The 14057-nt window shown below is 64.1% G+C and carries 10 protein-coding genes and 4 pseudogenes; 6 read left to right on the forward strand and 8 right to left on the reverse strand.

Going from position 1 to position 14057, the window contains the following annotated elements:
* Position 1: 1 nt before the first annotated feature.
* The 5 genes and pseudogenes from N7L95_RS08490 to N7L95_RS29745 all read right to left on the reverse strand — a co-directional run.
* Positions 2-1141 carry a hypothetical protein gene (locus N7L95_RS08490; protein WP_301259384.1) on the reverse strand — a complete coding sequence of 380 codons (1140 nt, stop codon included), beginning with the start codon at positions 1139-1141 and terminating at the stop codon, positions 2-4.
* A gap of 6 nt (positions 1142-1147) precedes the next feature.
* Positions 1148-2497 carry a KAP family P-loop NTPase fold protein gene (locus N7L95_RS08495; protein WP_301259385.1) on the reverse strand — a complete coding sequence of 450 codons (1350 nt, stop codon included), beginning with the start codon at positions 2495-2497 and terminating at the stop codon, positions 1148-1150.
* Between the two features lie 189 nt (positions 2498-2686).
* Positions 2687-3802: pseudogene (locus tag N7L95_RS08500) on the reverse strand (IS5 family transposase).
* A 97-nt stretch (positions 3803-3899) separates the two neighbouring features.
* Positions 3900-4235, reverse strand: a pseudogene (locus tag N7L95_RS29740) (IS3 family transposase); the annotation flags it as partial.
* 65 nt (positions 4236-4300) lie between these two features.
* Positions 4301-4632: pseudogene (locus tag N7L95_RS29745) on the reverse strand (transposase); the annotation flags it as partial.
* Positions 4633-4830: 198 nt separating this feature from the next.
* On the opposite strand from N7L95_RS29745, the gene N7L95_RS08510 reads away from it, so the two are divergent.
* Positions 4831-5277 (forward strand): YiiD C-terminal domain-containing protein, encoded by a 447-nt coding sequence (locus N7L95_RS08510; RefSeq protein WP_301259386.1) that lies wholly within the window; start codon positions 4831-4833, stop codon positions 5275-5277.
* Between the two features lie 92 nt (positions 5278-5369).
* Here the strand turns inward: N7L95_RS08510 and N7L95_RS08515 are convergent.
* Together N7L95_RS08515 and N7L95_RS08520 are read right to left on the reverse strand one after the other, a co-directional pair.
* Positions 5370-6060: pseudogene (locus N7L95_RS08515) on the reverse strand (integrase core domain-containing protein).
* 125 nt (positions 6061-6185) lie between these two features.
* Positions 6186-8033 carry a glycosyl hydrolase gene (locus N7L95_RS08520; protein ID WP_301259387.1) on the reverse strand — a complete coding sequence of 616 codons (1848 nt, stop codon included), beginning with the start codon at positions 8031-8033 and terminating at the stop codon, positions 6186-6188.
* A gap of 581 nt (positions 8034-8614) precedes the next feature.
* Between N7L95_RS08520 and N7L95_RS08525 the strand changes: the two genes are divergently transcribed.
* The gene (locus N7L95_RS08525; protein ID WP_301259388.1) at positions 8615-9271 is read left to right on the forward strand and encodes a glutathione S-transferase family protein; all 657 of its coding nucleotides are present in this window, start codon (positions 8615-8617) and stop codon (positions 9269-9271) included.
* 218 nt (positions 9272-9489) lie between these two features.
* Entirely contained in the window at positions 9490-9873 is a 384-nt protein-coding gene (locus N7L95_RS08530; RefSeq protein WP_301260236.1) for a hypothetical protein, read from the forward strand.
* Here the strand turns inward: N7L95_RS08530 and N7L95_RS08535 are convergent.
* Complete coding sequence (locus N7L95_RS08535) at positions 9842-10030, reverse strand: cyclophilin-like fold protein (RefSeq protein ID WP_301259389.1); 189 nt, start codon at positions 10028-10030, stop codon at positions 9842-9844. The genes N7L95_RS08530 and N7L95_RS08535 overlap by 32 nt on opposite strands.
* Before the next feature lie 396 nt (positions 10031-10426).
* Between N7L95_RS08535 and N7L95_RS08540 the strand changes: the two genes are divergently transcribed.
* From N7L95_RS08540 to N7L95_RS08550, 3 genes are all read left to right on the forward strand, one after another.
* On the forward strand, positions 10427-10798 hold the full coding sequence (locus N7L95_RS08540; protein WP_301259390.1) for a type 1 periplasmic-binding domain-containing protein: 372 nt from the start codon (positions 10427-10429) through the stop codon (positions 10796-10798).
* Between the two features lie 156 nt (positions 10799-10954).
* Positions 10955-11236 (forward strand): hypothetical protein, encoded by a 282-nt coding sequence (locus N7L95_RS08545; protein WP_301259391.1) that lies wholly within the window; start codon positions 10955-10957, stop codon positions 11234-11236.
* 538 nt (positions 11237-11774) lie between these two features.
* Positions 11775-13436, forward strand: a complete 1662-nt coding sequence (locus N7L95_RS08550; RefSeq protein ID WP_301259392.1) for an MFS transporter — start codon at positions 11775-11777, stop codon at positions 13434-13436.
* The last annotated feature ends 621 nt before the right edge of the window (positions 13437-14057 follow it).

Raw genomic sequence — 14057 nt, forward strand, 5'->3', positions numbered from 1 at the left:
CTCAATCATCGTGCGAATGTCCCGGAGAGCTTTGTTGCGAAAGCTGGTCCACGAGTAGCTTGCCGCCACCAACGTTGACACATGCATCCTGTACGCAAGCGCGCGACTTCGCAACGTCGTCACCGTTGCCCTCTCCCCGCGACGGCTCCGCAAAATCGTCGGTGTGCCCGGCATTACCGTCGGTGTCATCCGTTCGAAGTTGCGCAGCGCCGTTCTCCGCTACCCTCAGCCAATCCGGCTCCCTCAGCAGGGCAGCATCGACCCCTGCGCGGAGCAGACGCTGCCGAAGGTGCATCAGCGAATGCACGGCGCGGAACTGCGGCTCGACGCTGATGGTGGCCGCCCATGCAGCTCGAAACAACGCGGGCCGCTCCCGGGCGAATGCCGCCAACTTCACCATGTTGGTTCCGCCGCGGAAGACAGCGTTGGTCAACCGCAGGTAGTCGAACGCATTGTCCGCAATGATTCGGGCGGCGGCCCGGTCCTCCACTGTTGTGGATCGCTCCAGCAACTCCAATAGGCGAGATTGATGTGGCTCCTGGTACAGGGGAGAAGCCGGCGAGTCCAATAACCAGACAAAGCGCCCGCCGTCCTCCTCCTGGGTCGCGGCGACGGCCGCAACCCTGTACGGTTGCTCAAAGAACTGCAGGGCCGCATGGACCACGGCCGGCGTCAGCCGTAGCCGCACCTCACGCAACCAAACCGATTCAACCTGGGAGCATTCATGTGCGACGTTGAGAGCGTTGAGCCACTCCTGCATGCCGGTGTCGAAGAACAACGCTACCCTATCGCCGCAACGTTGCGCGGCTTCGAGCGACAAGCGGTGCTCTCGATCACGGATCGCCGGCTCAGCGTCGTTCCTACGGAAGTCAAGCCAGGTGCGGCAGATGCCCAGCAAGCGCGTCGACGACCGCAAGGAGCGGGTGGCGGCGACAATCTCCGGAATTGCGCATTCAAGCCATAGGTGCTCCAGAAGCGTCAGCGTCTCCTGTGCCTCTTGCAGACAACGCTCGAAGTCAGCGCGGGCACGCTTCTGGCCGGCGGATTCGAGCCGTGTGCCGTACTCTTCCAGGGCGCAGGCGACGATTTCGTCAGCTGCCGCTTGCCGACCGGCACCGCTGCGGCGGTCTCCTTCAGCCACTTCGGCTTAGATCCTCGCATCATCGCGCAGCTCCCACCAATCGTGCGCCATGGCACGATACTCGTGCCAGGTCAGCGATGGTTCCTGAACGGTCAACTGCATTTCGTAGTCGATTTTCGCTTTTGAGTGGCCATGGCGCGCTGCTAGTAGCGCGCCGATGGCTTGCCTCAGCCAGCGCCGTGTCTCGTTGCTCATCGCTTCCTCAGCGTCAGTGATGGCGGCCTCGACGTCAGTCCACATGGCGCTCCGGCGTCCTTCGGCAATCCGCAGCGCGGCGCCCTCTTCCCCCAGTAGCCGCGTCTCGACGAGGGCGGCCGTCTTCGGCGCCGCGACTTGCAGCATCCTCTGCAAAACGATTGCCCGCCAGGCCAACTCGTCCGCATCATGTCGGCCAGCTGCCTCGCGCAAGACCCGGACGGTGCGCACGACGAGTTTCGCTTGCCGCGGATTTGCAGGGAACAGCGGTGCGACTGATTGGCGCACCTCCGATGGGATGAATGGACAGCACTCGGAGAGCGCCTTCAGGGCCAACCGGGTAATTTGCTCGGGACGGGGCGCCGGCAGTGTGAAGGGGACGTCCACCACCTTCTCGAGGAACTGCTCTGCAGCCTCCCCAAAGGCCACGGAGTAGGCGCCGAGCGCGCTGCCCACCATCACCTTGTCGAACGCCAACACGAAGGCGAAGTCCCGCCAACCAAGCAATTCGCGCAGCGTGAGAAGCGTCTTGGGCACCACGTGCGGATCGGCGCGATCCAAGTCGTCGATGAACACAACTAGCCGACGGCCGCCGAGCGACTGATGCAGTTCCGCCAGATCCTTTTCCGTGAACGACAGCCAGCCGCCCGCCATACCGGCGACAATGGCAGCGACCGTTGCGACGCTTGAGACGACCGTGCCCGTCGTGGTCCCGACTTGTTCGGCCGCTTTCGCTGCCTGCTCCAGCACGACCCGCCCTTTGGCCGCCAACGCTTGCGCCCGTGGTTTCGCCCAGGCCTTGACGGACGGGGGTACACCATCACGCTGTAGCTGCTCCAGCAGTTCGCCGTGGAACTGGGCGATCACGCCGCTTTCCCCGGTTGCGCGCCAGGCTGAGAACCGCACAACGAGGTGCCCATCGTCCTGCGCCATCGATTCCAGGAAGTTCAGAACGCTGGTTTTGCCCGTGCCCCATGGGCCGTAGACGCCGAGACGAGTGGACCACCCTTTCGGCGTCTCCTTGATGGTGCGGCAGATGGACAAAGCAAAGCCCCATCGGTCCAGATCGTCTTCCTCACGCCGGCGCACGTCGGCATCGTGTCCTCCCACGTGCAGCGTCGGTTCGGTTTTTGGTGACGTACCAGCAGTGCTGTGTCGCATCCCGAGCGCTGCAGGACCATCCGGTCTAGATCCTTGATTCTTAACAGGCTGCTGAAATACTGCGCTGAAGCACCTACCTCGACCCGCGAGCTGATGGAGTTTCGGTAGCTGCCGTCGCGAGGAGTGTCAGAAGGGCCATTTCCAAGCTGGTTCGCCCCTGTGGAGGGCCGAGTTGCGCACCTGCGCTGCTCATCTGGCGCCTTGCAGACGGACCTGTCCCAGCGAGCGCATGCGCACCAAGTTGTAGGCCGCCATGTTCAGCACGAACAACTGGTCCACCTTCTTGAGTCCGCGCACCATCACCTGCCGGATCGAGCCGATGGTCTTGGCCCACCCGAAGGCCTGCTCGATGCGCTTGCGGCATTGCATCGACAACGCGTACCCGTCGGTCTGGGCGATCTCATCGGGCACCGCCGAGCGACGCCCCGACTTGTTCTGCGCCACATGAGGCTCGACCTTGAGCTGCTGCAATTCGGCGATGAACTGCGCCGCGTCGTAGCCCTTCTCTGCACCCAGCGTGATCTCTGCCTCAGGGTTGACCTGCCGGGCATCGTTGATCATGGCCCGGGCCGCCGCGCGCTCGGCATAGCCGTTTGCCTGAGTGACCACGGCATTGACGATCAGGCCGTGCCGGTTGTCCATCAGTGTGTGGCCCATGAAGCGCATCTCGCTGGCAGTCTTGCCCTTGCGATACAGGCGGCTGTCTGGATCGGTCTTCGATTCGTGCGTGTCGTTGCTGCGCGGCTGGCCCCGGAAGTCGCTGCCATCGTTGCTGCTGCCACCGCCCGCGTCGTCGTCGTCACCGGGCTTCTTGGGCACAAAGCTCTAGTGGCTGGCCCACGCCTGGATCAGCGTGCCGTCCACACTGAAGTGTTCCTTGGACAGCCAGTTCTTGCGCTCGGCTTGCGCCAGCACTTCGTTGAAGAACGCGACCACCGCATCGTGCTCGATCAAGCGCTGTCGGTTCTTGCTGAATACCGTGGGCACCCACACGTTGTCGTCCATCGATAGGCCGATGAACCAGCGAAACAGCAAGTTGTATTGCACTTGCTCCATCAGCAGTCGCTCCGAGCGCACCGAGTACAGCACCTGCAGCAACATCGCCCGTAGCAGCTTCTGCGGGGCGATGCTCGGACGCCCGCCCTTGGCGCCGTCCTCATACATGTCGGCGAACATGTCTTCAAGCTGGATCAACGCGTCGTTGACCATCGCGCGTATCGCCCGCAGCGGATGCGTGGCCGGCACGAAGTCGTCCAGCTTCTTGACGCTGAACAGGCTCTCGGTGAAGGTGTCGGGACCGCGCATAGGTGGCAACAAGATTCAGGTTCAGCTGCTGGGTGACACTGTGCCGCATCTCCGCCAGGATGCGCTGCCGACGGCGAGGTATTTCAGCAGCCTGCTAGAGGCTTTGGCCGACCTCGATCGCCAGGCACTCCCGCGTGTACAAGTCGACGAAGGTCAGCATGCGCAGCTTGCGGCCATCGAACAGCGCATCGGCGACGAAGTCCATGCTCCCGATTTCGTTGATGGCGTGCGCCAGCTGCTTGGGCTGCCGCAACTTCGCCGCCTTGTTGCACCGAGGCCGCTTCAGCCTCAGCGACAGGCCTTCCTCACGATACAACTGGTACACCCGCTTGAGGTTGTCGGGGTGGCCTTCGGGGCGAAGCATCACGTGCACACGTCGATAGCCGTAGTGCACGCGCGTCCCGGTGATGTCCTTGATGCGCATCTTCAGCACCGCGTCGTCCTTCTTGACCGGCCGGTACAGGTACGTCGACGCCACCATCTTCTCCATGCGCAACGCGTTTCGCTGGCTACAGCCGAAACACCGCATCAAGTCGGGCACCAATGTCCGCCGCAGCGAAGGCCTCAAACTTCTTTGCCACGATGTGCTGCAGCATCGCTTTGTCCAGGATCAGGTCTGCCACGATCTGCTTGAGATTGCGGTTCTCTTCCTCCAGCTGGCGCATCCGGCGCGGCTCCGATGGGCCCACGCCACCGTACTTCTTGCGCCACACATAGAACGTCGCGTCGCTGATGCCCATCTTGTGGCACACCTCATCGACTCAGGTCCCCAGTTCAGCCTGCTTCAGCGCGTACGCGATCTGCTCATCGGTGAACTTGCTCTTCGTCATGGCACGCTCTCCTGGCCCGTCCTCGGGGCTCCCTCTCGCCGGGATGCCTGCTACCGAACGGTTCGAAAGTTGGCGACAGGGTAAAAACAGCGACAACGTGACATCGTCAAGACAGGCGACGCGCCTTTGCTACACGCGGCTCAACGCCGGCGGCCTTTAATGGTGCAATGCGACCTGAAGTTGCCGAAGAAGGATCGCATGCACCCCCTCCAACTCGAACGTTTCCTGCACGCTCACATTCCGCTCGCCAAGGCCATGGAAGTATCGGTCTGCGCCGTCGCTGAAGACAAGGTGCTCCTCTCCGCACCACTGCGGCCCAACATCAACCATCACCAGACCGTGTTCGGCGGCAGTGCCTGCGCCGTGGCGATCCTTGCGGGCTGGTCTCTGGTGCACACCCGCCTTCACGCTGAGGGCGTGGCCCATGACCTCGTGATCCACCGCAATGCGATGACGTATCGCAGCCCCATCACGGATGACTTCACGGCTTGTGCGTCGCTGCCCGCACCTGAGGCGTGGGAGGCGTTCCGTGAGCGCCTGGCACGCCGAGGCAAGGCACGCATCGAGGTCGTGTCCCAGCTGGAGCAGGGTGGCCGGGCGGCGGCGTCACTGAGCGGTGAGTTTGTGGCGCTCGCCGCTCGCTGAGGCAGGTGTCAGTGGCACTCTCGCTTGCTCCATCACGTCGGCCAGGTGTGAAGGTTCGGCCAAACCACATCTGCAGCTGCGCTGCCCCGGAATCAGCAGCGCTCAGCTTCAGGCTGCAAAGGTTCGATCGAAACTGATGGGTGATCACCGCTGCAGCCTGCAAGCAGGCGGCAGCAAGTGGCGAACGCAGAGGGAGGCAGGTAGCGCAAGCTGATGTGGCCGCGGTGATGGTTGTAGTCCTGTGGTGAGTTGTCGATGACGCTGCGCATGTGGCTCAGGCTGGCGAACCAGCGCTGCGACAGGCACTCGTCCCGGAACCGCCTGTTGGAGCTTTCGATGCAGGCGTTCTGCACCGGCTTACCGGGTTGGATGAAGCGCAACTCGACGCCTTTGCGTGCCGCCCAGTCCTGCATGGCCCGGCCCGGCAACTCGGGCCCGTTGTCGGTCCGGATGACCTTGGGCAGCCCGCGCCCGGCCCTGATCTGGTCAAGGACGTGTGTCACGTACAAGGCGGAAATCGGGGTGTCCGCGGCAATCTGGGCCACTTACTCGCCGCAGTCGTCGGCCACGGTGAGCGCATCGCCCTCCAGCATCGAGTCCGCCCGCAGCTTCTTCAGCTTGGAGTTCTCTGCGCTCCAGCGCCTTCAGTCGCTGGGCATCCGACACGTTCATGCCGCCAAACTTCGCCTTCCAGGCGTGGTGGCCCGGCTCGCTGAAGCCGTGCTTGCGGCACAACTCCTTCACTGGCGTCCTCGCATCAGCTTCCCGCAGGAACCCGATGATCTGGTCCTCCGTGTATCGCTTCTTCGAGGTTCAAACTCCTTCTCGGTGATCGAACTCTAGAGCCTCATGCTGCTGTTCTCCGGAAGGAGCGCACGCGGACGTACGCTCCTTCCGCGGCCGATCAGTCAATGACTTGGCAAGGTGTAAGTCAAAATTAACTCCGGTCCCTGCGTGCCGATGCCAGACCAGTCGAGGAACGTATCGTCTCCCGCTCCGTCCGTGGCCCGCTGGAAGCCCAGGCGCAGCTGTGTGCGGCCCGTGCGGTTCACCTGAACGACGGGCACCGCGCCGTAGGCCACGCCTCTGAAGCTGCCAGCCGGGTCGCTCATGAGACCCACGCCGGCCGCGTCGCCGCGCGCCTTGAAGTCGTCATTGGCAAGGGCTGTAGAGCCGCCGAAGACCCGTGCGGCGTCGATTGACAAGCCACCCAGCGCGGAAAACGGGCTACGGCCAGCGGCGGCCTGCTTCTTCAGCAACAGGCTGGCGGGCGCGTCGGCCAGTACCGCGTCGGCCGGCAGCACGGTGGCAGACGTGTCGAAGGAGAGGATCGACTTGTATTGTGTGTTGCCCGCGGCGTCGCCGGTCCGCAGTGGCAACCCGGGCGTGACCTTGCCGCCTTTGCCGCTGCCCGCGCCTGATTCCACGATCCAGCCGCTTTCGGTGTTGACGTAGTCAATGCCGGTGATGGTCGCCACGCGCGGGTCGTCAATGAGCTCCATGCCGTGATCCTGGTTGTGCACCGCCATGCACAGGTGGTTGTCACCCCAGTAGTACACGAAGGACAGATGCTGGGTGGTAGGCGCCGGCACGTAGTGCCGATCGTCCAGACTTTCCATGAAACGCAGTGTGTTGTTGTTGTCGCCGCGCCAGCAAGGCTCTCTTTTCGGATAGTTGACCGCCCACTGCGCCGCCCCGAAAGGTTTGTTGTTCGAGATCGCGAGGTTCATGAGCGCATAGAACACGTCCGCGTCCGGGCTCGGGTCGGTGAACTTGAGGTCGAAGAGCGCCGTATCACCCGACTGAAAGTAGAACGCGCCCGAGACCACGTCCACGAACGGGTTGGGGAACTCCACCGACGGCGTCGGATACCACGGTGCAATGTCGACCTGCGACGGCTGGAACTTGGGGTTGCGGTGCCACACCCAGGCCTCCCAGGTGAAGATCAGGTTGTGCAGCCCCCGCTGGTTCACGTAGTAGTCGGCCACCTCCTTCCACAATTCACGGAACTCGGCGCTGCTCTTGCGGGCGAAGTAGTACTTCTCGGTGTTGAACTCCGCGAACGGGCGGAACACCACGGGAATCGGCTTGCCATCAGCTGTCTTGAGCGCGAGCAGGCCGTCCGCGATGGTGTCGACGTCGTCCCAGAAGTTCCTGACCGGCGATCCAAGCGGTGCGCCCGCCAAGTGCTTGCGCGACAGGGAGGCCAGGGAGCCGTCGAGATCGGTAAAGGAACGCCCCTGCTTCTGTGCCCACGGATTTCGGGGCGTGGCCGTGATCGAGACGACCGGGCGATAGATGTTGTACACCTCAATCAGGCGCTGATTGATCTGCTGAATGACGGCCTTGTCGAGCGTGTAGATGCCTTGCTCATTGTTGGCGTCATAGCGTCCCCCGATCATGCGCGGATAGGCATGCCGAGACGGCGTCTGACTGTCGATGCGGTAAGTCGCCATATCGAAGGCAGGCGACGATTCGCCCAGGTCCGCGGGCCCACCCAGGTGTTGGCCCAGGATCAGGCTGGAATTGACCTTCGTCGTGCGGCTCTTGATGAAGCCATAGAGACTTCGGGTCTCTTCGGTGGCAGCGGGGTCGCTGATCTTGCTGTGGGATCCGTCATTGGGAACCACGCGGTCCGTGGCATGGCTGGCCGGCGCGATGGCACAGGTCACAGCGAAAGCGATGGTGGCGCACCATGCGTTCAAACCCCGCCCCTGTGGCGCAGCGCCGAGCGGCCGCCTGAGGTGAAAAGTCATTCTCTTGTCCCCGTGTTGTTGTAGAGGCCAATATCGTGCCGGTGGTTTGTAAACGCACGGTGAAGCTAGGCTGGACGAATGCGTGAGCGATTGTGAAACGGCCCCGCGCGGTGCGAGGATTGCGATCAGCACCGAGGTGGGAGGGAGGCGAACTTCGCGCACCCTGGAAACGAAGACCGGGTGGATACCAGAGGACGACATCGGCCTGGCTGCGATGTGCAATGGCTGGCAGGAACACAGGCGTCTGAAACCTCAACCTGGCGTGGAAGTTCCCGCTTCCTCGATTCGACATTCTCGGAAGACATTTCAGGACAAGCACTTGCACCTGCGTCGAAGAGAGCGGCCGCGCTTCGTCTTGGAGGAGCAGACACCGAGGAAACCCGAATCTCCACGGCGACCTGCGATCCGGGAACGTTGGCCTGGGGCGGTCCAGTTTCGTCATGGCAAGGTTCGCTTGAAGGGTGGCGCCCGGGACACCGACCTCCGAAAGACGTTCAACGATGTCGATTTTGGGGGGCCTCGAACGTCGAGTCAGTGTCAGAGACCCTCAACGAGCCATTCAGCACAGGAGGAATCGGCCAATGACCCCCACCATCACCGCTTTTGAACGGTCCCCTGATCGCGGCAGGGGACTCGCGCGGGACATGCGCGTTCGCTGGGCCCTTGAAGAAGTGAAGCAAGCTTACGCGGTTCGACTGGTTTCCTTCGCTGCGATGAAAGAGCCGGCGCATCGCGCGCTTCATCCTTTCGGGCAGATTCCGACGTATGAAGAAGGCGACCTGGTCCTGTTTGAGTCGGGGGCCATCGTGCTCCACATCGCTGAGCGCCATGCAGGCCTGCTGCCAGACGATGCACATGCGCGGGCCCGCGCGATCGCGTGGATGTTTGCCGCGCTCAACACGGTGGAGCCGCCAATCCTTGACCTTCAAACCGCCAGGCTCCTGGAGGCTGACAGGAGCTGGTGCGAACAGCGCCTGCCGCTCGTCGAGGATCGCATTCGCGTCCGGCTGGGTGAGCTGTCCGATCGCCTCGGCGATGCCGACTGGCTCGACGGTGAGTTCAGCGCGGGCGATCTGATGATGGTGTCGGTGCTGCTCAGGTTGAAAGCCTCGGGCTTGCTTGACGCCTATCCCAGGCTTTCCGCCTATGTTGCCCGCGGCGAAGGGCGAGCAGCCTACCAGAGTGCCTTCGCCGCTCAACTGGCGGTCTTCACTGAGTGGTCGCAGAAGGGCGGATGAGATCCACCTCCCCGTTCCTGCCGCTGGCTCCGCTCGTGTGACGAAGAGAGCGGTCGGGTAGCTTCTTGCACGAGCCGCTGCGCCGGGACAGCGGACAGCCGGCTAACAACCGACGCGGGTGGAGGATCGAAGATCGAGCGCTTGCGGCTCTTCATGACCCCTTCCCGAAGATCCGAACCATTCGATGGCCTGGCAGGCCGGGTTACCGTCGACGTTGAGTGACGCCAGCGAACCGCACGCAAGCGATGGCCCCGACCAGGGCGATCGTCGAGCGCGTGGAGCAGCGCTTCGGCAAGAGGCTGCCATGCCTCGTCAACGACACGGCCTACGGCACAGCGGGAATGCTGTCCTGGATCGTCCGGCAGGAAGGAATTGCGCGCATGGGCCATGCATCGGACAAGACGCAGCGCCAAGACGGGACGCAGCCGGTGAAGGAATCGTTTGGCACGCAGGGGCCGGCCGGTGCCCCTGCCCCCAGGCAGTTGCCCTTCGCTGCCAGCACCACCAGTTCACGCAAGACTCGATACGCGACGGTCTTCCGATTGATAGCCGCGTCCGGCAATGCCCTTATCAGTTGCCCACCAGCTCTATCCGAACCTTGACCGGGCCCCGCACGGCAAGCGGGCGGGCGTCGCCTTCGGTACGGCCCAGTTTCACAAGCCCACGCGAGTAATCGAAGTCACGGTAGAAGATCGCCAGATTGCCCCAGGGCGCGGGCCGTCGCGTTGTCGAGCAGGGTGGCGGCCAGCACTTTCCCATCCAGGGTCAGTTCGAATCTTCATCCTGCCTGCCTCCTTGTGCACGGGTACGTTCGCAGGGTGCGCGGTAGGGCCGTGGTTCCGCGCAGCAGCGGGGGCCACCGCGGTGACGCAAGCCATGTCAGGGCAAGCGCCGTCGTTAGCAAGGGTTGCTTCATGGGCACTCCGGGGCCAAGGGCGTGCAGTCCTCGCTCCTTCAGGGTGCGCGCCGAGTGGCAGCCACTGCAGCCCCGCTGACCGCGACGCCGGTGAGCACGACAGCCCCGTCCGCCAGCACGGCTCGCGGCCTTCAAGGCCGAGCCGATCGCTTAGCGCTGTCCCCGTTCACCCGCTCGAGCGCCTTGCGCACGCGCCTTGTGGCGTCGGGCTGGCCACGCTGCCCCAGCACGTCGGCGAAATGGCGCAGCTGCTCGGCGCTCAACCCGACGTTCAGGCTGATGCGGGCATAGCCACCGGGTTGGGCCTCGTTTCGGCCTTTCCGTTGCCCCGTTTTGCGACCGCGGCGCTTGCGCAGGAGTATCGGCAACTGACGGTGGGGCGTGACGGTCTTCCCGACAGTCTCACGGCGTTCGAGGGATTTTTTTACGGCTCAACCGTCATGAGCGCCCTGGTGATGAGTGGGGCTCAGACACGCGATGAACTGGTGGCTTGGCTGAACACCCACCCGCTGGATGTCGGAGGGCTCGGGGTGATGTTCGATCAGCAGCGGGTGGGTTTCAGGCATCTGCAAGTGGTCTACAAGAGCAACAACGGGCCACTGCGGGCCTGACCCACCGGGGAGCGTCCAAGCTGGCGGAGGAGTGCCGCCGCGCGGGCGTTGCTATGCTCCCGGGTAGGCGGCAGGGGTGTCGAATGGAGACCCCCCGACCGCTGGAGAGCGACCTTTGGGAACGCCATGAAGGCAGCCCATTGAAACAAGACCAAGATGTCCTCAACAAGAATTTGCGACGAGCTCCTGTTCATCATCAAGATGGAACTGGCAAGAGGCAATGAACTCGCTACCGGGCCGGAAGTGGCGAACTGGCCAAGGCAGGGTTCGGTATTCGCCAGCCTGAAGTCCGATCTCGCCATGAGCGGCTATTCCGTCCCCTCTGGTGTGCGCCATTCCATTTGCACCGACTTGCATTACGGTTGGCATGACGAGTGCCATTGCGAGATCCACGGCGACCTTCTGGTCGCCGGCACCACACATCCACCGGGAAGCTAGCGACCCGGCAGTGAGGGCGGCCGGTCCAAGCTGTGTCGCCGCCCCGATCATCCACGGGCCCCGCGCTTCTGGCCATCTGCCCGGCTCCCATGGCGGGGTAACGCAGGTGTCCTACCCGTTACGGCCGGATGCACTCGCTAGGGCGCACAGCAGTGCCGATGGCGGGCTTGCATCTCGACGAACATCGGTCGCCGATGGCGACCTCGCCTGCAAGACGCCTGCGCCTGCAGCAGTCATGTCCACCGAGGTCGCGCTTGCTGGCGATGCGCTCAGGATTGGCAGCGGCCGGCGCCTTGCACGGATCAGCCGCGCAGCACGGCCCACCCGCCAACGCAGATGCCCCCGGCTCCGGTGCTGCCGCCACGGGAAGCACCGCGGACGAGGCAGGTTCGGCGCCAGCACGACCGCGCGGCCGGGAGCGTGAGACGGATCTTCCACCGCATCATCGCCAGTGAACCGCGGGCCCGTCATGGCCGTCGTCAGCCGGCCCTCCCTACAGAACAGAAGCAGCGCGCCTCACCGGCGCAGCAAGTCGTTCATGGCGATACCGCCATCACGCTTCATTCAGCCGGACCGACATTCGCACGTCGCCAGGCACCCATCTGGCGCAAGCCGCGCGAAGGCCTCGCCGCCTTCGTCCTTTGACGCCGCTGCTTTCATGCTTTTGTCTTCCTCGGGACTCAATACTGCGTACCAGATCGCTCACCGCATCGCCAGCCCCCAGCTCCCTGAACCAGCCCTGCAGCTGCTGTCGCCGGTCTTGCGCAATGTCGTGGAGCATCGGAAGATGGCGCCGCTTCCGGGCGAAGAAGCGAAGCAGTCCCGCCTGCTCTGCAGCGATCGCTTCACAGGTGCACTGTCAAAACCTGCAGTTCATCGAGTCGCCCAGCTTGCCTCATCCACCTGCCACCACACGGTTCCCCTGATGCAAGACACCACGCACGCCCTTCCCACCGACGAGGCCACCGCCAACCCTCCGACGATCCTCAAGCATCCGGGCTTCCTGCGCTTGCTCCTGGGCAGCTCCTGCTCGCTGCTGGGCGACCAGTTCACCATGATCGCCACCTCGTGGCTGGTCTTCAAGCTCACCGGCAGCGGCCTCGCGCTCGGCACGGTGCTGGCCGTCGTCGGCCTGCCGCGCGTGGCCTTTCTGCTGATTGCCGGCGCGCTGGTCGATCGTCATTCGCCTCGCCACATCCTGCGTGCTGCGGCCTTCACCGGGTGTCTGCTGCTGGCGCTGCTCGGCACGCTGGTGATTACCGACAAGCTCACGCTGGCGGGACTCTACGTCTTCGCTTTCCTGATGGGCCTGGTCGGCACCTTCGCGATTCCTGCACGCATGGCCATGCTGCCCCGCATCGTGCAGCCGGAGCAGCTGCCCCAGGCCAACTCCATCATGATGGGCGTGAGCCAGATCTCGATCCTGGTGGGCCCGCTGCTCGCGGGCCTGCTGGTGAGCACCTCCGAGGGCCTGGGCGTGGCCTTTCTCGTCGATGCGCTGTGCTTCCTCATCGCCGCTGTGACGGTCCCGGCACTCACGGTCACGCCGGCGCAAGAACCGGAGAGCGAACAACGGCAGGGCAACCAGCATGTGGTGCGGTCCATCCTCGAAGGCATCCGCTGGCTGTGGTCGGACAAGCTGCTGCGCCTGTTGACGCTCTACTGGAGCATCGCGGTGTTCCTCGCCAGCGGCACCGTGCAGGTCGGTCTGCCGATCCTGGTGAAGGAACAGATGGCGCTGGACAGCACCGCTTTCGGTGCGCTGATATCGGCGAACGGCTTCGGGCAGCTTCTGGGCATGCTGCTGTCCGGGCTGCGGCTGCAGAAGACCCTGTCGCTGGGCCTGGCCGTCTGCCTGATCGATTTCTTCGCCGGCCTGGCCATGCTCGGCATGGGCCTGAACCACTACCTGGTGGTTGGCGTCGCGCTGATGTTCACGCTCGGCGCTGGCGCCGGCTTCGTCGAAGTGCGCCTCTTCACATGGATCCAGCAGCGCATTCCCAGCGGGCTGCTGGGGCGCATCATCAGCATCATGACCCTGATCATGACCGCCGTGGCACCCGTGTCCGCCCTGCTGGCCGGCGTGTTCACGCAGTTTGTGTCGATCACCACGCTCTTCATGGTCGTCGGCCTGTGCCTCTCTGGCTTCTCTCTGCTGTCGATGTTCAGCCCCACGCTCAGGAGCGTGCGGGCCGAGTGAGGCGAGGCGCAAGCGCGGGGCCGCGATGGGGCCCCGCGCGCCGCGACAAGAGGACCTTGCGGGCGTGCCCGCGCGCTTGCCCGAGCGTACAGGCAGGGAAAGTTCTAGCAGGCGCTGCGGCCAGTCTCCGTGCGCCATGGGGCGGTGACCGCGCAATCCTGACAGGTTACCGGCCCATCGCTTCTCCCTATCCTGCCGCTGGTTCGGGGCCTGTTGATATCGGCAGTCCTCATGCGCGGCCTCTCACGAGAACGGTGACGACCGGGCCACAAGCCGGGTCCACCACGCCGCACGCACCTTGTCACCCAGCGCAAACAACGATGGACCACAACGCAGGAACCTCCGCCCGCGCCTGGCGCGCCCCAGCGCCGCTTGCAAGCCCGAGCACCGTCCATCCCCCTTCGTCCCCAGCGTTGCGCACCGTGCCGGCCTGAAGCCGTCATCAATGCGACATCGCGGCTCCATTCAATGACCTGGCTCGCGCCGGTGTAGCACGCGGCCGGCCCTCGGCCTGACGGGCTCGCCGACATCGGCCCTGGCGCCGGGCATCTGGCCGTCTTTCCGGCGGGGCCGCGGCACCGCTCCTCAACATCGATCTCGGCATCCATCAAGGAAGAGCAA

The organism is Eleftheria terrae (assembly GCF_030419005.1).
Taxonomy (GTDB): Bacteria; Pseudomonadota; Gammaproteobacteria; order Burkholderiales; family Burkholderiaceae_C; genus Caldimonas; species Caldimonas terrae.

Coding starts and splice junctions, on each gene's coding strand:
- N7L95_RS08495 (WP_301259385.1), bottom strand. CDS start 2,497: ATGCGACACAGCACTGCTGGTACGTCACCAAAAACCGAACCGACGCTG.
- N7L95_RS08510 (WP_301259386.1), top strand. CDS start 4,831: ATGCACCCCCTCCAACTCGAACGTTTCCTGCACGCTCACATTCCGCTC.
- N7L95_RS08520 (WP_301259387.1), bottom strand. CDS start 8,033: ATGACTTTTCACCTCAGGCGGCCGCTCGGCGCTGCGCCACAGGGGCGG.
- N7L95_RS08525 (WP_301259388.1), top strand. CDS start 8,615: ATGACCCCCACCATCACCGCTTTTGAACGGTCCCCTGATCGCGGCAGG.
- N7L95_RS08535 (WP_301259389.1), bottom strand. CDS start 10,030: ATGGGAAAGTGCTGGCCGCCACCCTGCTCGACAACGCGACGGCCCGCG.
- N7L95_RS08540 (WP_301259390.1), top strand. CDS start 10,427: ATGGCGCAGCTGCTCGGCGCTCAACCCGACGTTCAGGCTGATGCGGGC.
- N7L95_RS08545 (WP_301259391.1), top strand. CDS start 10,955: ATGTCCTCAACAAGAATTTGCGACGAGCTCCTGTTCATCATCAAGATG.
- N7L95_RS08550 (WP_301259392.1), top strand. CDS start 11,775: ATGGCGATACCGCCATCACGCTTCATTCAGCCGGACCGACATTCGCAC.